This is a genomic window from Sorangium sp. So ce281 (assembly GCF_051527395.1).
GTDB classification, from domain to species: Bacteria; Myxococcota_A; Polyangia; order Polyangiales; family Polyangiaceae; genus Sorangium; species Sorangium cellulosum_B.
Genome location: NZ_CP150322.1, coordinates 700,852 through 723,071 on the forward strand (window position 1 = coordinate 700,852; position 22,220 = coordinate 723,071).

The following is a 22,220-nucleotide window of genomic DNA, read 5'->3' on the forward strand; positions in this document are numbered from 1 at the left end:
CCTGCTCGGTGCGCTCACCCCGTATCTGGCAACACGCCGCCGGTCGAGATCTCCCGCCCGTCCGGCAGCCTCACGCGGGCCCCGCGCCGCGCGCTCCCCGCGTCCCACATCGCCGCCGTGCCTTTTCCGTAGGTCGCCTCGCCCGCCACGACCGCGCGCCCGTGCGCCTGCAAGCACGCCGCGACGAGCTCCGCCGCGGAGGCCGTGAAGCGGTCGACCCACACGACGAGGGGCATCGTATACGGCGCTCCCGGCCGCGCGCGGTGCTCGGCCGCGTCGCCGTCCTCGTCGATGACGGTGGCCAGCAGCGTGCCTACGGGGAGGAAGCCGCCGGCGATCTCCACCGCGGCCTTCACGTCGCCGCCCGGATTGCCGCGCAGGTCCAGCACCAGCACCTCCATGCCGCGGGCGCGGAGCCGCCCGATCTCGCGGTGGAGGAGCGCCGGGCCGTCGATGGCGATCCGCGGGAGGGCCACGCAGCCCACGCCCGGCGCGAGGATCTCGCCGGACAGCCCGTCGCCGGCGGCCCCGGGCGCGAGCGCGACCGCGACCTCCAGCGCGCCCTGCAACGACCCGCCGATGCCCGCGCGCATCGTGAACACGTTCGTGGCGCTGGGCACGGCGATGAGGCCGAGCGGCGCGTTGAAGTTGTTGCCCGCCGTCAGCGACGCGAGGTGCGCGGCAGGCAGGAAGTTGAAGAACACGTTGGTGAACGACGCCGTCACGACGGCCGCGCCCTTGATCGTGGGGTGCATCACGCCGGGCTCGTCGCCGATGGACATCGGGATCACCGAGCCCACGGTCAGCGACGGCATCATCGAGGTGAGCACGTTCGCCGCGAAGACCGTCGCCATCGCGTTGAAGGCGACGTTGACGTACGGGATCGGCACCCCGACCGGCGGCGTCCTGCACACGTCGGGCGCGGCGATGAACTGGCCTGCTCCTCGGTTCGCTACGGGCAACATGGCGCGATCACCCGAGGTGTACCTGCTTGCCCTGCACCGTGGCCGTCTCGTCGGTCACGATGGTGGCTGTCCTGGCCTGGAGCACGGAGCTGCCCGCGACCACCGTGCGCGCCTCCTTCGCCTCGACCTCGAGCATCGACGCGACGCGCTGGTACAGGTTCGTGGCCCGCTGGATCAGGGTCTCTGCCCAGGTCGTGACGCGGGAGGCGTGCACCGTCACCTCGGGGCTCCGGATCTCCACGCCCCGATCGGCCGAGAGCCGCAGCGTGCCCCCCTCGGCCGCGAGATCGACGTCGCCGGAGAACCGCAGCACCGCGCGCCCGGAGCCGCGCAGCACGCCGATCGCATAGAGATCGTCGCGTTTGCCGATCACGAGCAGCACGTCGCCGACGGCCGGCTCGTACGGCGAGACGAACGCCATCGTGGCGTATCGCTCGGCGCCGTTCGACAGGACCACGAGCACGTCGCCGGCCTCGATCGACAGCACCTCTGCAGGGCCCAGAGTTTCTGTCTCTGCGCGCGGGAAATCGGGGGTGATCACCTCGGCTGTGGCACGCTGGCTCATGTCCTGTCCTCCTGCCGAGGCGGCGGGCGCCACGCTTCGGCCTCCAAACGATCGACGTCGGTCCCGCGAGCGCCGGTCCTGCGAGCGCCGCCCCACGATGCCTTCTCCGCGCGCAGCGCGTGCAGGTTCGCGCCCGAGAGGTCCGCGTCCGAGAAGTCGGCCCCTTCCGCGGCCAGATGCGACAGATCCGCGCCGGCGAGGCGGGCTCCCCGGAACGACGCTCCGGCCGCGTGCGCCTCGGCCAGCACGGCGTCGGCGAGGTCCGCGCCTGTCAGATCCGCCCCGTCCAGCGAGGCGCGCGAGAGGACGGACCGCCGCAGCTCCGCGCGCTGGAGGTGCGCTCCCCGGAGCTCGGCCTCCCCGAAGAACGCCAGCTTGGCCCGCACACCCGCGAGGCGGGCCCCGCCGAGCTTCGCGCGCAGCAGCGTCGCGCCCCGGAGATCCGCGCCTTCCAGGTTGGCCTGCGCGAGATCCGCGTCGGTGAAGTTGCTCCCCGAGAGATCGGCGCCGTGAAGGTCCGCGCCCGCGAGCTGCGCCTCGATGAAGCCACAGGCGCGCAGGGTCATGCCGGCGAGCGGCACGTTCGCGAGATCGGTTCCGGTGAAGTCGGTGCGATCGAAGATGGCTCTTTCGAGCCGCGCCCCCGCGAGGGACGCTCCGCGCAGGAGCGTCTGCTGGAGCAGCGCGCGCGTGAGGTTGGCTCCGGCCAGACTGGCACCGTCCAGCACCGCGCGGACGAGGCGGGCGCCCTCCAGATCGGCGTTCGACAGATCGGCGTCGAGCAGCACGACGCCCGTCAGGTCCGCGCCGGCGAGCCTCTGCCCGGCGAGCACCGCGCCCTGCAGATAGGCGCGCTCGAGGCGGGCGCCGGTCAGGTCCGCGCCGGTGAGATCACAGCTCGCCAGGACCGCCCCGGTGAGATCGGCCCCGCGCAGGTCGGCGCCCCGCAGATCCGCCCCGCGCAGCGACGAGCCCGCGAGATCCGCGCCCGCGAGATCCGCGCCCGCGAGCTTCGCCGCACCGAGGTCGGTCCCCGGCGCCGCCACGCCCGCGGCCTCGCCGGGGCCGAAGAGCGCGCCGTCGAGCACACATCGCGTCATGCGGGCCGGCAGGCGCGCGCCCCGCAGATCGGCCTGGACCAGCACCACGCGTTCGAGCGCCGCGCCCGACAGATCGGCGCCGCGGAGGATCGCGCCGAACATCGACGCCCCCGTGATGCGGGCATCTCTCAGGTCCGCGCCGGTGAGGTCCGCTTTCTGGAAGGACGCCCCGTCGATCGTGCGGCCGCCGAGCGCCGCGCCGGCGAGCTTCGCCATGTCGAGCCGCGCCTGATCGAGCCGCGCGCCGTCGAGCTTCGCGCCCGTCAGATCGGCGCTGATGAGCATCGCGCCCCCGAGGTCCGCGCCGGTGAGATCCGCGCCGCGGACAGGCGCCCTCACCAGCTTCGCGCCGCGCAGGACCGCGCCGCGGAGCTGCGCCCCGCGCAGGTCGCACGCCGCGAACGACGCGCCCTCGAGGTTCGACCCTTCGAGCACGGCGTCGCGCAGGATGCACCGGACCCACTCCGAAGAGGCCAGATCCGCCCCCGAGAGCGCCGCGCCGCCGAGGTGCACGTCGACGAGCCGGGCGCGCGGCATGCGCGCGCCCGTGAGATCGCGCCCGCGCAGGTCGAACCGGGTCACCCGCTTGCCGGCGAGGCCGTCGGTCTCGCGCATGCGACGGATCAGCTCTTCGGGCGTCATGATGGATCCAGGAGGGCCCGGGTGAGGTTCGCGCCGGCGAAATCGGCGCTCGAGCCCGCGGCGCCCAGGAGGACCGCCTCGAACAGGCTCGCTTGCCGGAACGACACGCGCGTGAGCGTCGCTCTCCGCAGGTCCACGCCGAACAGGTTGGCGCGATCGAAGCTGGCCTGTTCGAGGCGCGCGCGATCGAAGCGGGCTCTGCGCAGATCGGCGCCCGAGAAGCGCGCGCCCGCCGCCTCCACCTCCGAGAAGCACGCGTCGTGAAAGGAAGAATACCTGAAGTCTGCATCCGTGAGATCCGCGCGCACCCACACGCTGGCCGGGCCCTGTGCGCCGGTGAACCGCGCGCGCCGCAGCCGCGCGTCCGAGAAGCCCGAGCGCCCGAGCTTCGCGTCGGTGAAGTCGGCGCGGTCGCCGGCGATCTGCGTCAGCATGCACCGGAGCAGGCTCGCGCCGATCCACGCCGACTCTTCGAGCCGCGCGCCCTCGAACAGACACTGTGTGAGCGCGGCTCCCGCGAGCCGCGCCCCCGTCAGGCTCGCGCGCTGGAGGAGCGCCCGCTCTGCGACGACGCCCTCGAGATCGGCGCCTTCCAGATCGATCTCCTCGGCAAAGACGCCGTCGAGCCGCGCTCTCGTGAGCCGCGCGCCCCTCGCCCGCGCGCGCGCGAGCTGCGCCTGCGCGAGGTCGGCCCCGGAGAGATCCGCGTCGCCGAGCTGCGCCTCGGCGAGCACGGCTTGCCTCAGGCTCGCGCCCGCGAGGCGCGCGCCGCGGAGATCCGCGCGCGCGAGGAGCGTTCCATCGAGGCGCGCGCCCTCGAGGTTCGCGCCGCGCAGATCGCGGCCGGACCAGTCTCGCCCGGAGGAGTCGCCCCCCCGCGAGGGCGTGTCCGCGTCCTTCGCTGCCCCCGGATCCCCCTCGGGAAAGCCGCCCAGGCGGGGATCGCGCAGCGCCGCTTCCAGCGCCTCGAGCCCGGGGACCGCCGCGCCGGACGCCCGCGCCTCGAGCGCGAGCCCGCGGAGCTGCGCGAGGCGCCTTGCGAGCACAGGCCGTATCCTCGCATCCGTCAAGGGCGCCTCGGCCGGCGGCGGCGCGGCGGGCGAAGGCGCGTTTGCCAGCGCGGCGGCGACCCTGGCGGGCAGATCGAGGCCGCGCCGCCCGGTGTGCGCGCCGCCGGCGGTCACCGCCCTGGCGATCGCCGCACGCAACCCGGACGGCAACGTCGCGAGCGTCTCGTCGAGCTGCGCGGCGAGCCGCGGGTCCACGGGCTTCTCCGGCGCCGCCGGACCGGGATCGACCGCGGCCCACGGGTCGCCGAACGAGGTTGGCACGCTCTCCTTCACCGGATCGCGCTCGAACGCCTCGAGCGCCGCGCGGTACCGCGCCTCGGGCTCTCTGGGGCTCGCCATCGGCTCGGACGCGAACAGCACCGTGCGCACGCCCCGGAGCTCGGCGTCGGGCACGGCATCGACGCCGCGCCACACGAGCGAGAGGCGGAGGGCGTCGAGGTCGGCGAACAGCGTATCGAGGACCATCGGCACCTCGCGGAAGCGACCGGTGGTGTCCATCAGGAAGGCGCGCACGCGCAGGCCCGGGAGCGCGCTCTCGAAGAGCACACGGTCGGGGTGGAGGTTCGCGAACGACAGCGCCTCGTCTCCGCGGAGAAAGGGGACCTGCTGGTCGCCGGGCGCCGCGTTGAAATGGCCGACGTCGAAGTCTTCTGCGTGGTACGGAGCGCGCTCCTTCCGCCACTCCGGGCCGTACGCGGAGCCGAGCTTCCGGGCGCGCTCGGGCCAGCGCGGCGAGAGCGGGCCAAAACCGGCGGGCGCCGGGCGGTCACCGCGGCTCTTGATCGGCTCGCCCGGAGACTCGATGTTTGGCAGCTCCGGGGTGTCCAGCCCCTTCCCCACCGGGTTCGCCGCGTGGCGCGGTCCGCCGAACGCGTGCGTGTACGCGACCGGCATCTTCACGAAGCGGGCCGGGTCCGATGGGTAGTCTCCGAGGACGCCCGGCACCCAGGTCCGCGGACCGACGACCTGCAGGACCTTCGAGAAATCGCCGACCGCGAAGCGGACAGGGCACGACGCCACGGGGCGGCCGGAGGGCGCGTGGCACGTGCCGAGGAGCAGCAGATCGGCGAGCGGCTTGAAGTCCGCGAAGTCTCCGGGATACACGATGTCACCGGAGAGCGCGTCGTCCTCCGGCCGGTGGCGCTCGGCCGACAGGGGCTCCTGCACGAGCAGCGGATCCCCCTCGGGCAGCGCGGCAGCGGCGCCGTGCACGAGCTCGAACGTGCCGCGCACGATGAGCGTGACCTCCGGCCGCGGCGGGCGCCGTGACGAGGGCTTCACGCCGGAGGCGAGGGGCGTCAGGTTCTTGATCTTCATGCGCCGGATCCGAGGGCGCCGTCAGAGGAAGCTGTGCTGCGCGCCCACCTGGGTGTGGGTCGTGCCCGTGGCGAGCCTCTGCGCCGCTGCCTGGATCTTCTTCGGCGTGATCTCGTAGGTCGCGGCCAGATCGACCGAGATGCCGGCGCCGACGTTGACCTCGATCTTGCCGGCGATGCAGATGTCCATCATCAGCGCGAGCGTGATGTCGAGCACCGTCCCGATCGTGATCGACTGTTCGCTCCCGATCGTCAGCTCCTCCACATCACCCGACACGATCTCCGTCTCGGACCCGATGATCGTGGACACCGTGTTTCCGATGGTCGTGTCCTTGATCGACGGGCACACCGTGGTGCTCGTCATCGACGACGCCGTGGTCGTGTCGGTCATCGAGGTGACGGTGGTGGTGCTCGCCATCGACGTGGCCTTCGTCGTGCTCTCGATCGCGCCGGCGCACTCGGTCGTGTCGCGCATGGTCATGGCGGTGGTCGTCGACTCGATGACGTCGGCCCAGGTCTCGTCCTTGATCGACGGCACCGGCAGCGCCGAGGAGCCGGTGTACGACTCGATCGACCGCGCCCACGTCCGATCCGTGATGCGAGGGTTCTCCTTGCCCTTCGCGGGCGCCGCGCTCCCGGTGATGCTCTCCTTGAGGTTGCCCGAATAGACGTCGTGCGTGTCGCCGTGGTACGTCGTGAAGACGTCGCCTTTGATGCTCTCCTCGATCACGCGCCACGTACCGTCGTAGTTCTGCACCCAGCGAATCTCGCTGCTGCCCTCGAACGTGATGCCCGTCTCCGAGACGTGCCCGCCCGAGACGTCCCAGCCGGAGTCGTGGTCCTGCCGGCCGCGAACCAGCATGCGGTAGTTGCCCTGCACGATCTCGACCTTGTCGCCGCGGGTCGTCGTGATGCGGTTTCCGTCGGAGTGGTCTCGCCAGCCACCCCTTGTGTGGAGCTTCGCCGTCTCCGCCTGTCGCTCCGCGACCGGGGTGAACTGAGGGCAGCCGTCACGCACGCGGTCGTCGTCCACGAACGACGTGACGAGCGCCGCGAGGTCCTCGCCGGAGGCGCGCGGCGCGCCCGGGCTCGCGGCGATGGTCGGGTCCTTCACCGCGCCGAGGCGCAGATACGACGACATCGCCTCGGCCTCGCTCGCCGCGTTGTTGAAATTCGGCACCTCGATGAGGATGTACTTGCCGCCGACGCCTTCGCCCTCTTTCGTGCCCATGTGCGCTAGCAGAGCCAGCGGGACATCGCTTGTCAAGGGCGTGCGCGGACTCCCGGAGAGCCGGGCGCCGTCACACCTATTGGTGTCTTCACACGGGTGCGGGAAGTTGCCCCGGATCAGCAGAAAAGCCGCCATGACGGCAAGGCCGCCAAGAGGAGATCGGAAGGGCCGTCCCCGCATTCCCCCTCCTGTTCCCCTGGTTTCATGGCGCCCTCGGCGCCATGGCGGTTCGCTTCCCAGCCGGACTTCCCGCAGTGTCGCTCAGGCGGCAGGGCTGCCGTGGCCTCGGACGCTCCGCGGCGCGCGCGTGAAATACCAGACGTCGAAGACCACGAAGGCGAGCGCCGCGAGCGCGAGCAGCCAGGTCCACTCGACGTGGGCGTCCGGCTGTCCCGCCGCGCTGGAGACGGCGACCTCGCCGCCGCCCTCCGCGAGGAGCGGCCTCGGCGTGAGATCGCTCTCGGCGACGCTCGTGAGGTTCGCCGGAACGACGACGGACCCGGCCTGCGGTCCCTGCCAGGCGAGGCGGTAGAAGCCGGCGCGGGGCGTCTCCGCGACCACCGCGACGCCGGCGCGCTGCGCGACCTCGAGCCGCTCGCCCGCAGGGCCGATGGCCTGGAGGTCCCGCGCGGTCGCGGGGACGCTCACGCGCAGCGGCTCGCCGGTGCGCGCGGGGCCTGTGATGCCGTGGGCGCGGTGGGCGCGCGCCTGCTCGAGCAGGTTGCGCACGAACAGCACGAACGACGCCTTGAGCGGCCAGTCGCTCTCGCCCACGTCGAAGCCGAGCAGCGTGCCGGTCCGCGAGGCGGTGGAGATGTCGGTCGCGATCGTGCCCTCCTGGGCGCGGATCAGCTCCTGCGTCGCCGCCTCCGGCGTGAGGGACGAGGCCGCGCGCAGGTTCACGCCGTCCAGCGTCAGGAAGCGCAGCCGCGGATCCGCCGTGTCCCACGAGGTGAGCGTGGGGCGATCGAGCGTCTGCCCGACGAGCGTGCCGGCGCAGCGCCCGGGCGGCGGGTTCACGATCAGCAGATCGCCCCCCGGAGGATCGGGCGGGCACGCGCCGTCGATCACCACGAACGTGTCGGGATCGAGCCCGGGCTTCCCGAGCAGATCCGCGAGCGCGCCCGAGGTCACCGAGGTCATCGGATCGGACGCGAGCGCCCGCTCGAGCCAGACGGAGCCGCCGGGGGGCGCTCCCGGCTGCGCGCCCTGGGCGTCGCCGCCCGGGCCCTCCTTGCCGGCCGACGCGAGGAACACCGGGAGCTTGTCGCCGGCCGGCACGCGGCCGTAGGCGACGTCGTCGAGCGGCATCGCGTCGCGCGGCGAGAGCTCGAAGACGAGCCCCTTGCGGTAGTCGCCTGGCGACGGGCGGAACGTGAGCACGACCGGGAGGCGCTCGCCCGGCTTGACCAGCACGCGCCGCGAGCCGAGCACGTCCGACGCGTTGTCCTGCCGCATCGTCACGTACACGTCGCGCGGCTGCGCCCCGAAGTTCGCGACAACGAGGAAGGCCTGCACCTCCTCGCGCTGCTCCGCTCGCTCGCCGTCCGCGCCGCTCGCGCCGCTCGCGCCAACCACCGCGCTCCCGGAGCGCACGTCGACGCGGACGATGGCGGCGTTGTCGACCGGATCGCCCACGGTGATGACCTCCACCGGCAGCGACGCGCCGCGCAGCGAGGCGGGGCGGGCGAGGTTGCCGTCGGTGATCGCGACGACCCGGCGGGCGCCGCCGAGCTGGCGGAGCCGGTCGATCCCGAGCGCCACCGCGGCCTCGAGGTCGCCCTCGACGTCGCGCGCCGCGAGGGGGTCGATCGCCGTCTTGAGCCGGACGAGATCGCGATCGAGCGCAGCGACGAGGCGCGCGTCGCGCCCCGCCTCGACGATCAGCGCGTCGCTGCCCGGGGCGAGGCCGGAGAGGAGGTCCCTGGCGAGCTGCTTCGCGAGCTCGACGCGCGTGGTCGCCTCGCCGGCCGGCCCTCGAGCGGCCGCGGACATCGAGGCGCTCGTGTCGAGGACGATCGCCACGTGATCGCCGGTGAGCTCGCGCCCGCGCGAGGCGGGGCGGGCGAGGGCGAGGGCGAGGAGCGCGAGCGCGAGCGCCTGCAGGACGAGCGGCAGCTGGGCGATGAGCTTCCTGAAGGGCGCGCGCGCCATGAGATCGCGCTGCGCGGCGGCCCAGAGCCACGTCGAGGGGACGCGCCGGCGGCTCCGCTTGATCTTGAGGATGTAGAGCAGGACGAGCGGGCCGAGCAGCGCGAGCAGCCACAGGCCGCCGGGCGAGAGCAGCGCGAGCGGGGCGCCCGCGGAGGCCTGTGCGAGCGGGGCGGCCACGTCAGTCGACGCCCCTCGCGACGAAGCGGCGTACTGCGCCCTCGAGCGGCTCGTCGCTCCGCGCGCGCACGTACGTCGCCCCGTGGCGGCGGGCGAAGGCGCGCAGCGCCTCGCACAGGCCGGCGAAGCGGGCCGCGTAGGCGGCGAGGGCCGCGGCGTCCAGGGTCACGTCGACGAGCGCCCCCGTCTCGGCGTCCTCGAGCGTCAGGTCGCCCTCGAAGCTCGGCTCGAGCTCGTCGGCGGCGACGACCTGGAGGGCCGCGACGTCGTGGCCGGCCTGCGCCGCGCGCCCGAGCGCGGCGGTGACCGGGCCGGGGTCGAAGAAGTCGGAGACGACGCAGAGGAGGCCTGGCCGCGCGCTCTGCCGCACGACGGCGTCGATGGCGCGCGCGAGGTGCGTCCCGCCGGAGGCCCTCACGCCGTCGAGGGCGCGGAGGAGCGCGGCGAGCCCCGCGCGCCCGCGCACCGGCGCGTGCTCGCGGGCGATGCCGTCGCCCGCCACGAAGAGCTGCGCGCGCTCGGAGCGCGCGAGCGACATGTAGCCGATCGCGGCCGCGAGCCGGCGGGCCGCGTCGAGCTTCGTGGGCTCCCCGAAGTCGAGGGACGCCGAGGCGTCGCACACGATGCGGGCGATGACGTCCTCCTCGGCGCGGAACAGCTTGAGCACCGGCTCCCCGGTGCGGGCGTACGCGGCCCAGTCGATCCGCCGCATGTCGTCGCCGGGCGCGTACGCCCGGTGCTCCTTGAACTCGGCCGAGCCGCCGCGGCGCCGCGCGAGGTGCTCGCCCGCGCCGCCGGAGCGGGCGCGGATCTCGAGCCGCCGCTGGAGCACCTCGAGCTCGCGGACGAAGCTCGCGCCGAGGAGCGGTTCGGGGGACGAGGGGAGCATCGGAAGCATCGGAGAGGAGTAGACATCGGCGCGGGCGGCGGTGCCAGCGGGTCGCGGAGGAGCGGCGGCCCGCGCTCGGCAGGGGCGCCGGCCGCGCCCGGCCCGTCGTCGTTCCGCGTCGCTCCGCGGCATCGCGACAGACCGCCACGGTGGGGCAGAGCACCCCGCTCGCGCTCGCCGTGGCCCGCAGCTCCCGCCTTCTGCAGGCGCGCCGCTGCTCCGTGGCTCGCTTTATGCGAGCCAGCGCTGTGGTTCCGCTGTCCGTGCGCCGGCTCGGCCGGTGGAGCCGCCGAGCGCCCCGTACCGATGTGTCACCCGAAAGGAGGCACCGTGAAGGCCCTGGTTTTCCACAAACCTTCGGACGTCCGGGTCGAGGACGTCCCGGATCCCCGGCTCGAAGAGCCCACCGACGTCATCGTGCGCGTCACCGCGACCGCGATCTGCGGCTCGGATCTGCACATCTACAACGGCTTCTTCCCCCAGGCGAAGCCCATGGTGCTCGGCCATGAGTTCATGGGCGTCGTCGAGGAGATCGGCCCGCAGGTCACGAAGCTGCGGAAGGGCGACAGGGTCGTCGTCCCGTTCCCCATCGCGTGCGGGCGTTGCTTCTTCTGCCAGGCGGAGCTCCCCGTCCATTGCGAGAGCTCCAACCCCAGGCACTACGGCCCCGAGGGCGGCACGCTCGAGGGCAAGGGCGGCGCCCTCTTCGGGTACACGGACCTCTACGGCGGTTACAGCGGAGGTCAGGCCGAGTACGTGCGCGTCCCTTACGCCGACTTCGGTCCACGGAGGGTGCCTGAGCGCCTCACCGACGAGCAGGTCCTCTTCACGACCGACATCCTCCCCACCGGGTGGACGGCGATCGAGTGGGCCGAGCTCAAGGGGGGAGAGACGGTCGCCGTGTTCGGATGCGGGCCTGTCGGCCTCGCGACCATGAAGTGCGCCTGGCTCCGCGGCGCGGCGCGCGTCATCGGCGTCGATCGGGAAGAGTACCGCCTGAAGACGGCCCGCGAGATCGCCAAGGCCGAGACCGTCCACGTCGACAAGGTCGACGCCGTCGAGGCGATCCGCGCGATGACGGGCGGGCGCGGCGCGGACGTGTGCGTCGACGCGGTCGGGATGGAGGCGCACCGCGGCCTCCTCGAGAAGGCCTCCAGCGCCCTTCACGGCCAGGTCGGGACGATATCGGCCCTCCGGCTCGCCATGAGCGCCGTGCGCCGGGGCGGGGTCGTGCCGGTCGTGGGGGTCTACGGCGTGTCCTATGACAACTTCCCGCTGGGCCAGCTCTTCGACAAGGGCCTGAAGCTCCGCGCCGGCCAGGCGCCGGCGCACAACTACATCGACCGGATCCTCAAGCACATCGAGGACGGCCACCTCCGGGCGGACGACATCATCACCCACCGCCTGCCGCTCTCGCGCGCCCCGCAAGGCTACGAGATCTTCAACAAGAAGCTCGACGACTGCGTGAAGGTCGTCCTCAGGCCCTGAAGCATCCCCTCGAATTTTTCGGGAAATTCACAGGGAGGCCGGGAGGCGGGGAGTAAAATCCCACCAAGCTCCCCGTCTCCCCGCCTCCCTGTTCAAATTTTCTCTACATCCGGCGCTCGGGAGCGGCCACGCGCTCGGGCTCCGCGGGCACGCGAACCATGGCTGCGCGCCCCTGACGCCTGACACCGGCGTCAGGGGCGCGCGGCCGCGTTGCTTTGTAATTGGCTGAATTGATGTTTGTTTGTTCAGGGTATGGCGCTTGCTTGGGGCCGGACCTCGGCGAGCGCCCCGCTCGCTTGCTCGGCCACCCGCGATGGCCTCTGATCGCACGGAAAGAGAGCTCCCGATGGCTCGAGATCTGCGCTCAACTCGAACGCTCCTTCACCCCTTGTGGATAGGAGCCCTGGCGCTCCTCGTCCTCAACGATCACGCCCTCAAGGGCTCCGGCCTGCTCCCTGGGTGGTTGACCGGGAAGCTCAGCGACTTCGCCGGGCTCCTGGTCGCGCCCGCGGTCCTCGCCTCGCTGCTCCGCGTGACCTCGCGCCGGGGATTCCTCGGCGCGCACGTCGCCATCGGCGTCGTCTTCTCGGTCATCAAGCTCGCTCCGGAGGCCGCCCGCGCGGTCGAGGGGCTCATGGCGCTCACGCCGCTTCCGTGGCGGATCACCGTCGACCCGACGGATCTCATCGCGCTGCCGCTGCTCCTCATCTCGTACCGCGTGCTCGGCGAGGCGATGGGGCGGCCGGAGCCCGCGCGCCCGGTCGCTCACCGCCTGGCGCTGATGGCGGGCAGCCTGGCCTGCGTGGCCACGAGCAAAGAGCAGCCGATCACGTGCGGCGACTCCGAGGGGTGCGGGCCGCGGGAGCCGCAGGAGCTCGCGTCGCTCGTGATCGGCAACACGACCGGGAGCGAGCAGCTCATCCGCGTGCGGCGCCTCCGGGAGTCGGTGCGGGTCGACTGCGACGTCCTGCTCGACGACCCGACGAGCGCCCTCTCGCGCGATCTGTTCGCGAACGCCGAGACCTGGCTCATCGCGCCCGGCCGCGCGCTCCCGCTGGGCAACGCGGGGTGCGACGCCTATCTGATCGACGCCGACGGGCTGCCGCTCACGCTCCTCGCGTGGTCCGTCGCGGAGTTTCCGGAGCAGGAGCTCGTCACATCGACGGAGACCCCGCAGATGGATCGGATGATCACGCTGCAGCGCGCCGGGGCCAGGCTCGAGCTCGTCGAGCACCCGGCGATCTTCCCGGCGCCGCCCATCGAGACGCCGTCTCCCGCGGGCGCATGCGGCGCCTCTGCCGAGGGGAGCGGGCTCGACTGGACCGTGCCCGTCCGCAGGGCAGGGGTCCTCACCGGCGTGACGTCGTCGCCGGACGGGTGCCACGCCCTCACGCTCGATCGCGGCGAGACCTTCTTCCTCTGCGCCCCTGCCGAGGCGATCCCGTTCAGCGAGGGCGACGTCCTCCATGTGAGCGCCGTCGCGATCGACGGCGGCAGGTACCCCGAGCTCCTGCAGGACCAGCTGGCGTTCGCGCGCGGCCTCCACATCGAGAGCGAGACGCACGCGGTGCTCGCGCTGCGCGGCAACGTGCTCGCCCGCTGGTCGATGGTCGGCCGGCTGCCAGGCGCCCATTTCACGGCCGATCTCGCGCCGCTCGCGGCCTGCGGCGCGTTCCACGACGCGTGCGGCAGCCTCGTCGAGCCGCTCGAGGCGTCGCTGCTCGGCGACGGCGTCTCCGGGGTCGTCTCGCTGCGGCCCGGCGAGAGCGCGGCGCTCGCCGAGGGCGCCGGCACGCTCTTCCTCGTGCGCGCCGACGACATGCCGGTGCGCGACGCGGAGTGCTTCACCGTCCCCGTCGATCAACCCCGCCTGCTCGAGTCGGTCTTGGTCGCCGCCACCGCGGCGCCGTAGGAGGTCACGCCATGAAGATCCGAATGCATGAGGTGCTCGCGCTCGGCGCCGCCGCCGCGCTCGGCGCGGCCGGCTGCGCGTCTTCAGACGGCGAATCCGGCGGCAGGGCCCTCCCCCAGGGCCCTCCCGGGTCCCCGTCCCCGGGCAGCGCGGGCGTCTCCCAGGGCGGCGCGCAGGACTTCGGCCTGTTCCGGCAGATCCTCGAGGACGGCGAGATCCCCGGGCCGGACACGCTCGACGACGTCGGCTTCTTCGCGGAGCACAAGCTCGATTACCCGGCCGCGACCTGCGGCGAGGACGTGTGCATGCACGGGCTGCTCGGGATCATGGGCAACATGATCAGCGGGTCGCCCTGCACGCTCATCCAGATCGGGATGAACTCGCCCGTGGACCTCGGCGCGCTCGAGCGGCCGCCGCTGCACCTCGTCATCGCCGTCGACACGAGCGGCTCGATGCAAGGCGACCCGATCGCCTACGTCAGGGCGGGGCTCGTCGAGATGATCGACGCCCTCGAGCCGACCGACCGGATCTCGCTCGTGCGCTACTCGGACGCGGCCGAGGTCGTCCTCGAGCAGGCGGAGGGCTCGGACAGGGAGGCGCTCACGGAGGCGTTCGAGGGCCTGACCGCGCGGGGGTCGACCAACCTGTACGAGGGGCTCTTCACCGCGTACGCGCTCGCCGAGCAGCACCTCGATCCGGCCTGGCAGAACCGCGTGATCTTCCTTTCCGACGGCGTGGCCACGGCCGGGCTCACCTCGCCTCAGCGGCTCGTGTCGCTCGCGGCCGGGTACGCGGAGAAGGGGATCGGCCTCACGGCCATCGGCGTCGGGGCCGAGTTCGACGTCGACGCGATGCGCGGGATCAGCGAGGTCGGCGCGGGCAACTTCTACTTCCTCGAGGACCCGAAGGCGGTGGAGGAGGTCTTCGCCGAGGAGGTGAAGACGTTCCTCGTGCCGCTGGCGCTCGACGTGGAGCTCGACGTCGCCGTGGGCGACGGTTACGTCGTGCGCGGCGCGTACGGCACGAACGGCTGGCAGGGCGGCGAGCGCGGCGGCGCCGTGCACATCCCGAGCCTCTTCCTCGCCGGCCGGACGAGCGCCGCGGAGCCCGTCGGCTCCGGCCGGCGCGGCGGCGGCGGTGCCATCCTGCTCGAGCTCGTGCCGAAGCCCGACCAGCAAGGCGTCGAGGACCCGCGCGCCGTGGGCAGCCTCGCGCTGTCGTGGCGGCACCCGCTGACGGGCGAGGCGCACGCGCAGGAGGTCGACATCGAGGCGCCGAGCGCGCCCGACGCGCCGCCGGAGGCCGGCTATTTCTCCGGCGACACCGTCGAGAAGGGCTTCGTGATGCTGAACCTCTTCGCCGGGTTCGAGCTCGCCTCCCAGCTCGCCGCGGACGCCGACCCCCGCACCGCGCGGCGCACGCTCGAGGTGCTGCGGCCGAACGTCGAGGCGTGGCTCGCGGATCACCCGGACCCCGACGTCGAGGACGACCTGCGCTACGTCGATCTGTTCATCGAGAACCTCATCACGGCGGAGGCGAACGTGCAGCCCTACACGCCGGCGGAGCCGCCGAACCCCTGGCCCGCCGATTGAGCCCCGCGCGCCGCGCGCCAGGTGACAGCGACGCGCGCCAGGTGACACCAGCGCGCCGCGCCCGTGACCCCCATTCACGTGGATCCACCTCAACACGCGTCTCGACGTCTCCACGTCTCCACATGCGCTCCGCGTACCCGCGTACACAACACAACAACGCCTCCTATGCGCCGCAAACGTGCGCCGCGGAGATGTCGCTTCCGCGCCGCGATCGCCTTGTGTAGGATCGAGTTTTCGCGGCCGTAGAGGAGGAGAGTTCACCTATGCGAAGATCCATGTGGTTCGGGTTGGCCGGCATCGCCGTCTGTCTCACGGCCGCTCTCCCGGCGAGCGCGGGTGTCCCGGAGTGCGGCAACATTCGCTTCGAGGGCCTGTCGAACTGCGAAGTGCGCGTCACGGGCGAGTGCACCGCGGGCTGCAGCGAGCTCGGGATCTACAAGACCGCGTGCGCCACGAAGCTCGTGCCGGTCTGCAAGACGGAGTGCACCCTCTCGGCGGAGGCGGGCTGCACGGACAGCTGCACCGAGCAGTGCAGCGCGGACTGCGACAGGGGCATCAATGTCATCTGCTCCCACAACTGCTTCGTCGAGTGCACCACCACGCGGGACGTCGAGTGCGGTGGCGCCGTCGACGCCGCCCAGTGCGCCGCGACGTGGGACGCGAACTGCGACAGCGAGTGCGGCGCCAAGTGCGTGACGGTGGATGGCGGCTGCTACCAGCACTGCATCGAGTGCTGCGGGGGCTCGTGCACGGCCGACGCGAACATGGACTGCCAGACCACGTGTCAGAACGAGGAATTCGAGGACTGCGAGCACGAGTTCCGCGCGAACTGCGACGCTTCCTGCAGCGGTGACGGCGCGCTCTTCTGCAACGGGAAGTACATCATCGCCGGATCGCAGATCCCGGCGTGCGTGAACGCGCTGCTCGCGCAGGGCATCAGCGTGAAGGCCGAAGCGGAGGTCACCATCGGTCCAGACGGCATCGACGGGAACCTCGCAGCCGGCATGTGCGCCGCCAGGCCTGCGAGCAAGGCCTCCCTCACCGCGCCGCTCGCCGTGTTCGCCGCGGCGGCAGGCTGGCTTGCGCGGCGCCGCAAGCGCTCGTCGCGCACGTCGAGCTGAGCGTCCTCAGGTGAGCGTGCGGCCGACCCACGAGACGCTGCTCGCGCTGCTCCTCCTGTGCTCCGCGGGCTGTGCGGGCGAGGCGGCTGACGCGCTCGTGGTGATCGGTCTCACCACGGATATGGCGGTCGGCTTCCAGTTCGATCACATCGAGACGACCACGAAGGTGGATGGCGTCGTCACGGGCACCGAGCGTCTCTCGTATGGCAGGGGAGAGCTGTCGCTCCCGGCCGAGCTCGTGGTCGGGCCAGCGCCCGACGGCGCGGAGATCGAGCTGTCCATCGCGGCGTTCCGCGACGGCGAGGCCGCTCCCCTCGTGACGCGGAGGGGCGCGACCCGCGCGGCCGGCGGGCGGCGTCTGCTCCTGCCCGTCTCGCTCGACGAGGCGTGCTGCGCGACCACCTGCGCGGCGAGCGCGACCTGCGCGGCGGGGGCGTGCGTCGAGCCCTTCATCGCCCCCTCCGCCCTCACCGACTACGATCCGCTGTGGATCGCGTCGGCGAGCGATGCATGCAAGACGCCGGGCTCTGGCGACCCTGCGGTCGTGATCGGGCAGGGGGAAAGCGCGTTCGCTTCGCTGGAGCCTGGCGAGGTGGTGCCGATCGAGGCGGGCCCTCAAGGGGGCCATCACGTGTGGCTCGCGCTGCGCGTGACCGGCCTCCGGCAGATGGGCTCGCGCCTGACCGTGGAGGGGCGCTTCCCCGAGCTGGAGTTCGAGCTCCTTCCCTTCACCGCGCAGGTCACGATGCACAAGGCCGGGGAGGACCGCTGCGAGATCGATGGCGTGCGCTTTCAGGTGGACCGGGGGCTCCCGGTCGAGGCCGTCCGGGGACAAGCGCTCGACATCGAGATCACGCTGGAGGACCCGAACGGCGACGTCGGGACGGCCGCGCAGCGGGTCGTCATCTCTCCCTGACGCCTCCCCTGTCGGAGCGGCTCCACGAGGCCCTCCGCTTTGGTCCTGGCCCAGCCGAGCACCCCTCGTACGACGACGCCAGGGCGTCGAGACCTCCGTCGCGCCGCCGCGGCCGCCGCCAGGCACGCAGCGGCAACTGCGCCGGCCCGGCCCTCTTCCGCGCCGCCGGTGCGGCAGCCGCAGCCCGCGTCGTTCGGCCGCGCCCCGCCGCCTGGCCCATCCGGCGCTCCGCCCGAGCCCGTTGTGGTCGCCGGGCCTCCGCCGCTCGCCGGGCCTCCGCCGCTCGCCGCCGCGGCGCCGGCGCCGGTTGCGCCGGTCGAGACGGCGCTCGTGCCGCCGCCGGCCGCGGGTGAACCGGCATCCGGCGTGCAGTCCCGGTGGCCCGTCATCAGCGCGATCCTCGGCCAGTCCGTCGGGCAGACCGCTCCGACCGCTGTGCTCGCCGCGCACTCCAGAGGACCACGAATGCAGCTCTGCTGGAGCAGCGGCTCGAACGTCGCGCCGCCGTCGAGCGAGCGGCCGATCGTGAAGCCGTCCAGGAACTCGCTCGCGCATGCGTAGAGGCCCGATTCCGTCCAGGCGAAGCAGCGCGGCGCGACGCTCGAGACGCGCTCGAAGGCCAGCGTCGACGAGGGCGCGCGGAAGACGCCGTCGATGTCGCTGCCCACCGCCACCGTCGCGCCGTCCGGCGAGATCGCGAACGCGCGCACGAAGCCCTCGGTCGCGAACACCGGCGCGAAGGCCGCCCCGCCGTCCGTCGAGACGAACAGGCGCCCCGGCGCGCTCGCGATCCGCACGTACAGCACGTCGGCGTCGAGCGGATCGACCCCCGCGATGTACGGCTCGCGCGACGTCGTGCTCCCCGGCACCGCCGCGGTCTGCCACGTCTCCCCGCCGTCGGCCGAGCGCGCGAGCACCCCCTTGACGGCGTCGCCCTCGCTCGCGAGGCCGCTCACGTAGACCCGCCGCGGATCCGACGGCGCGACGTCGACCGTCCGGGCCACAAAGCCCGCCGGGAGCGGCGCCCCCGCGCCGGTCCAGCTCGCGCCGCCGTCGCGCGACGCCCAGAGGCCGTGCCGGGTCCCCGCGGCCACCGCGACGACGTGCGACGGATCGCCCTGCCGGACCGAGAGATCGATCACCTCCCGCCCCGCGAGCTCGGCGGCGCGCGCCCAGGCGCAGCCGCCCTCGGCGCCGACCGCGATCCCGTCGGCCAGCGCGGCGAGCACGCGGCCGCTCGCCGCCGCCGCGATGGGCGGGGACTGGCCGCCCGTGTCGTCGTACCCGACCGCGCCCTCGCAGATCCAGCGCCAGCTCGCGCCTCCGTCCCGCGTGGTCAGCAGGCCGTACGTCATCCGGGCGACGGCGCGCGCTGGATCCGCCGGGTCGAACACGATCTGGTCCGCCGAGGGAAAGACGCCGTTCGCGGCCGCGGGGGAGGGGAGCGTCACGGCGGCGAGCGCGACGGCGCGCGCCGCGGTGACGAGCGCGACGGCGCGCGCAGGGCGAGCGCCCAGCCTCACGGCGCGCGGGGGAGACGAGCGCATCGAGGATCCATCGTACCGCGGCGCGCGCGCCGAGAACCGCCCCCGCGCCCTCCGCGCCCCGCTACACTCGCCGCAATGCCGGAGCGCATCGTCGTGTCCTTTCGAGGTACTGCGGCCCTCTCGCAGCCAGACAGCACGGACGCGGTCGCGCCGTGGCCCGGCCGCCGCGGCGCGCCGCGGGCGCACGCGCCGCCGTCGCGCCAGAGGGGCGCCGCGCGCGCCGCCGGCGGCGCCGCGCGCGGCGAGGAGAGCTACCTCGCGAGGGCGCTCGCGCTGAAGAAGCGCGCCGAGGCGCTCGGCGCCACCCTGTGCGCCTGGAGCGCGCAGACCTTCTCGTTCGAGTTCACCCCCGACGACGTCGAGGAGGCGGTGCTGCTCGCCGCCCTCGCCGCGGAGGACGCGGCGGTGCTCCCCGACGCGCGCTTCGCGGTCGGCATCGCGCAGGGCGAGATGACCTACGTCGGCGAGGCGGGGCGCTTCACCGCGCTCTCCTGGGGGCAGCCGCTGCTCGTCGCCGTCATGCTCGCCCGCGTCGCGCTCCCCGGCGACGTGCTCGTCGATCCCGCGCTCCCCGCCGTGACCTCGGGCGAGCTCATGACCCTCGGCGCCCACCGCGGCATCGACGGCGCGCGCCGGGTGCGCGGCCTCCGCCTCGACGCGCAGCAGCCGCTGCGCAGGCAGGTCGCCGAGAGCGTGGCGCGCCTGTGCAAGCCGCCGCTCATCGGCCGCGACGCCGAGCTCGCCGAGCTCGCCGTGCCCCCCGGCTCCCTCGCGATCGTCCGGGCCGAGCCGGGCGCCGGCGGCACGCGGCTGCTCCACGAGCTGGAGCGGCTGCTCGCGCCGTCGCGGAGCCTGTTCGTCGCGCCGATCGGGGCCTCGCGCGAGCCGTTCGGCGCGCTCCGGCGCGCCCTCGCGCGCGCGGCGCTCCGCGCCGAGAAGGGCCGCGCCGGAGCGCCGGCGCTCCCGGATCGGCTGAAGCCAGCGCTCGCCCGGCTCCTCGCCGGCGAGGGCGTCGAGCCGAGGATCGCCGCCGAGGTGCTCGCCGTGTGGCTCGCCCCGTCCGACGTCCGCGTCGGCCTGCTCGCCGTCGACGACGTCTCCGAGGTCGACGCCGCGAGCCTCGACGCGATCGCCCTCGCCCTCTCGCCGGGCGGCGGCCCGCGCGCCGTCGCCCGGCTCGGGCGCTCGGATCCGCTCCCCGCGCCGCTCACCGCGCTCACCCCGGCCGCGACGGTCACGCTGGGGCCGCTCTCCGCGCCGGGCGCGCAGGATCTCGTCCGCCGCCTCCTCGACGGCTGCATCGACGAGGCGGGCGCGCGCCGCTGGGCCGCGCGCGCGCCCGCGTTCCCGCTGGCCGTGCGCGAGCTCCTCTGCGAGGCGCTGGAGAGCGGCGCGCTGCGCTGGATCGGCAGGAGCGTCGGGCCGCGCCGGCGCAGCGCCGGGCGGGGCAGGCCCCCGCGCACGATGACCGGCGCCGAGCTCGCCGCGCCCCCCGCGCTCCGCTCGATCGAGGGCCGCCTGCGCCTGCTCGCGATCGGCCAGCGCACGGTGCTCACCGCGCTCGCGACGCTCGGCGGGGACGCGTCGGACGCGGCGATCGACGCGCTGTGCGACGGCACCGGCGCCCCGAAGGTCGCCGCGGTCCAGGCGGCGCTGCTCGGCGCCGGCTGGCTCTTCCGGCCGGAGCCTGGCTGGCTGCGGCTCTCCTCGCGCACGCTGCGCGACGCCCTGCTCGCGGGCGTCCCGCCGGGCGAGCGCGCCGCGTGGCACCTGGCCGCGGCGCGGGTCGTCGAGGATCACGCCGGCGTGCTCGGCCTCGCCGACGCCGCGTGGCACGCCGCGAAGGCGGGCGATCGGCGCTCCGCGGCCGATCTCGCCGGGCGCGCCGGGCGCGCGGCCGGCGACGCGCTGCTCGAGGGCTCGGCCGCGGAGCTGCTCGCGTTCGCCGACGAGCAGGAGACGGCGAGAGATCACCGGGACGGGGCGCCGGACAGCTCGTCGAGCCAGCCGCCCACCTACCGCACGCCCATCGAGGTGGTCGGCGACGCGCCGGAGCCGCAGCGCGCGGCGCCGGTCGGCGAGCGCTCCCGCCCCGACGCGCTCGCCGCGGAGGGCGCGCGCGGCGAGGGCGCGGGCGACGTCGCCGGCGCGCCCGCGGCGCAACCGGACGACACGTCCGCGGACTTTGCCGACGCGACCTCCCCGGACGTCGGCCTTCCGTGCGGCGACGCTTCCGGAGATCTGCTCGCGAAGACCACGGAGTCGCCCGTCATGTCGATGAACGACATCGCGGTCCGCCTCGCCGAGCTGGCCAAGCAGGCGCTCGTCCAGGGCGACCTCCGCACGCTCGAGCGGCTCGTGGGCGAGCTCCGCCGCACCGGCGAGCACCTCGATCTGGCGGAGCGCATGACCGGCCTGATCTCGCTCGGGCGCGGCGCGAAGGAGGAGGCGCTCCGGCGCTTCCGGATCGCCGCGGAGGCCGACGCGTCGCCTTCGCAGCGCGCCCGGGCGCTGCTCGCGTACGGCGTCGCGCTGGCCGCCGCGGGCCGCACGGAGGGCGCGCTCCTCGAGGCGCTGAGCGCCCTCGCGCGCGCCCGCGAGGCCGAGGATCCCCACGGCGAGCAGGCGTGCGCGCAGTTCCTGGCGCAGCTCGCGGCCGCGACCGGGCACGAGGGGGCGGCCCGCGCGTGGGCGCAGGTGGCGCGCCTCGCCGGCGCGGAGCCCCCCTCGTGACGGCGCATTGACAGCGTCGCCGCGGCTGTCCATACCGCGGGCCATGTCGTCTCGAGAGCCCTCCGGCGAGCCGGCTCCCGCGCCGGAGCCCGTCGAGGAGCGCGCCGCGCCGCCGGCGCGCGCCGGCGCAGGAGCGCGCGCCGGCGCGCGCTGGGTCGCCGCGCTCCTCGCGCTGGCGCTCTCGCTCGGCGCGATCGCCGGCGTCGCGTACCAGCGCTACGCCGCGGTGCACCTGCGCGCCCTCCCGAGGGTCCCGGGCTGCGTCCGCGGGGCGCGGGTGGCGCTGCGCAAGCCGGTCGCGGTGTCCGGCACGGAGCCGCGCCAGACGGCGTCGGGCGAGACGGTCTACCTCACGCCTGGGGAAGATCGCGCCGTCGCCTGCGCGTTGCAGCTCGACGAGGCGCTCGCTCGGCACCTCGCCGGAGCGCTGGCCGAGCAGGCGCCGGCGCAGCGCGCCGCCCGGCTGAGCGAGCTCGTCCGCGACCGCGTGCCGGCCGACCCGGCGTACGATCGCGCCGCCTCTGCGGCGTACATGATGGCCTCCGCGGCCCTGCGGGGCCTGCCAGACGACGTCGCCGAGGTCCGCGCCGCTGCGGAGGAGCTCGATCGGCACCAGGCCTGCCGCTTCGACACGCGCCGCCCCTGTCCGACGCGCCCGCCGCTGCCAGCGCTCGTCTGGCTCACCGGCGCCCCGGCGGCGCTGAGCCTGCTCGGATTGCTCTGGATCGGCCTCGCCGCGAGCGCCGCGCGCACCAGGCGCTGGACGGCGCGCAGGGGCCGCTGATCGCCCGAGCTCCCGCGC

Annotated in this window: 14 protein-coding genes; 7 read left to right on the plus strand and 7 right to left on the minus strand. The window is 74.1% G+C overall.

What is annotated here, in order from left to right:
• Nucleotides 1-14 precede the first annotated feature (14 nt).
• The 7 genes from WMF27_RS02570 to WMF27_RS02600 all read right to left on the minus strand — a co-directional run bounded on the left by WMF27_RS02570 (nt 15) and on the right by WMF27_RS02600 (nt 10,118).
• Nucleotides 15-965 (minus strand): S41 family peptidase, encoded by a 951-nt coding sequence (locus WMF27_RS02570; RefSeq protein ID WP_437943772.1) that lies wholly within the window; start codon nt 963-965, stop codon nt 15-17.
• A gap of 7 nt (nt 966-972) precedes the next feature.
• Complete coding sequence (locus WMF27_RS02575) at nt 973-1,530, minus strand: DUF3540 domain-containing protein (protein ID WP_437761843.1); 558 nt, start codon at nt 1,528-1,530, stop codon at nt 973-975.
• Nucleotides 1,527-3,272, minus strand: coding sequence for a pentapeptide repeat-containing protein (locus tag WMF27_RS02580; RefSeq protein ID WP_437943773.1), 1,746 nt, complete (start codon nt 3,270-3,272; stop codon nt 1,527-1,529). The genes WMF27_RS02575 and WMF27_RS02580 overlap by 4 nt, the downstream gene beginning before the upstream one ends.
• Nucleotides 3,269-5,659 (minus strand): DUF2169 domain-containing protein, encoded by a 2,391-nt coding sequence (locus tag WMF27_RS02585; RefSeq protein WP_437943774.1) that lies wholly within the window; start codon nt 5,657-5,659, stop codon nt 3,269-3,271. The genes WMF27_RS02580 and WMF27_RS02585 overlap by 4 nt, the downstream gene beginning before the upstream one ends.
• 21 nt (nt 5,660-5,680) lie before the next feature.
• Nucleotides 5,681-6,889 (minus strand): hypothetical protein, encoded by a 1,209-nt coding sequence (locus WMF27_RS02590; RefSeq protein ID WP_437761840.1) that lies wholly within the window; start codon nt 6,887-6,889, stop codon nt 5,681-5,683.
• A 261-nt stretch (nt 6,890-7,150) separates the two neighbouring features.
• On the minus strand, nt 7,151-9,220 hold the full coding sequence (locus tag WMF27_RS02595; RefSeq protein ID WP_437943775.1) for a vWA domain-containing protein: 2,070 nt from the start codon (nt 9,218-9,220) through the stop codon (nt 7,151-7,153).
• Nucleotide 9,221: 1 nt separating this feature from the next.
• Entirely contained in the window at nt 9,222-10,118 is an 897-nt protein-coding gene (locus WMF27_RS02600) for a DUF58 domain-containing protein (RefSeq protein ID WP_437761838.1), read from the minus strand.
• Nucleotides 10,119-10,439: 321 nt separating this feature from the next.
• Here WMF27_RS02600 and WMF27_RS02605 point away from each other — a divergent pair, with 321 nt between their 5' ends.
• The 7 genes from WMF27_RS02605 (at nt 10,440) to WMF27_RS02635 (ending at nt 22,202) form a co-directional block, all read left to right on the plus strand.
• The gene (locus WMF27_RS02605; RefSeq protein ID WP_437943776.1) at nt 10,440-11,597 is read left to right on the plus strand and encodes a zinc-dependent alcohol dehydrogenase; all 1,158 of its coding nucleotides are present in this window, start codon (nt 10,440-10,442) and stop codon (nt 11,595-11,597) included.
• A 388-nt stretch (nt 11,598-11,985) separates the two neighbouring features.
• Nucleotides 11,986-13,509, plus strand: coding sequence for a hypothetical protein (locus WMF27_RS02610; RefSeq protein WP_437943777.1), 1,524 nt, complete (start codon nt 11,986-11,988; stop codon nt 13,507-13,509).
• An 11-nt stretch (nt 13,510-13,520) separates the two neighbouring features.
• The gene (locus WMF27_RS02615) at nt 13,521-15,101 is read left to right on the plus strand and encodes a vWA domain-containing protein (protein ID WP_437943778.1); all 1,581 of its coding nucleotides are present in this window, start codon (nt 13,521-13,523) and stop codon (nt 15,099-15,101) included.
• A gap of 263 nt (nt 15,102-15,364) precedes the next feature.
• Complete coding sequence (locus tag WMF27_RS02620; RefSeq protein WP_437761834.1) at nt 15,365-16,222, plus strand: hypothetical protein; 858 nt, start codon at nt 15,365-15,367, stop codon at nt 16,220-16,222.
• Nucleotides 16,223-16,232: 10 nt separating this feature from the next.
• Nucleotides 16,233-17,138 carry a hypothetical protein gene (locus WMF27_RS02625; RefSeq protein ID WP_437943779.1) on the plus strand — a complete coding sequence of 302 codons (906 nt, stop codon included), beginning with the start codon at nt 16,233-16,235 and terminating at the stop codon, nt 17,136-17,138.
• 1,622 nt (nt 17,139-18,760) lie between these two features.
• Nucleotides 18,761-21,418: a hypothetical protein gene (locus tag WMF27_RS02630; RefSeq protein WP_437943780.1), complete on the plus strand. Its 2,658-nt coding sequence runs from the start codon at nt 18,761-18,763 to the stop codon at nt 21,416-21,418.
• 43 nt (nt 21,419-21,461) lie between these two features.
• Nucleotides 21,462-22,202: a hypothetical protein gene (locus WMF27_RS02635; RefSeq protein ID WP_437943781.1), complete on the plus strand. Its 741-nt coding sequence runs from the start codon at nt 21,462-21,464 to the stop codon at nt 22,200-22,202.
• Nucleotides 22,203-22,220 lie beyond the last annotated feature (18 nt).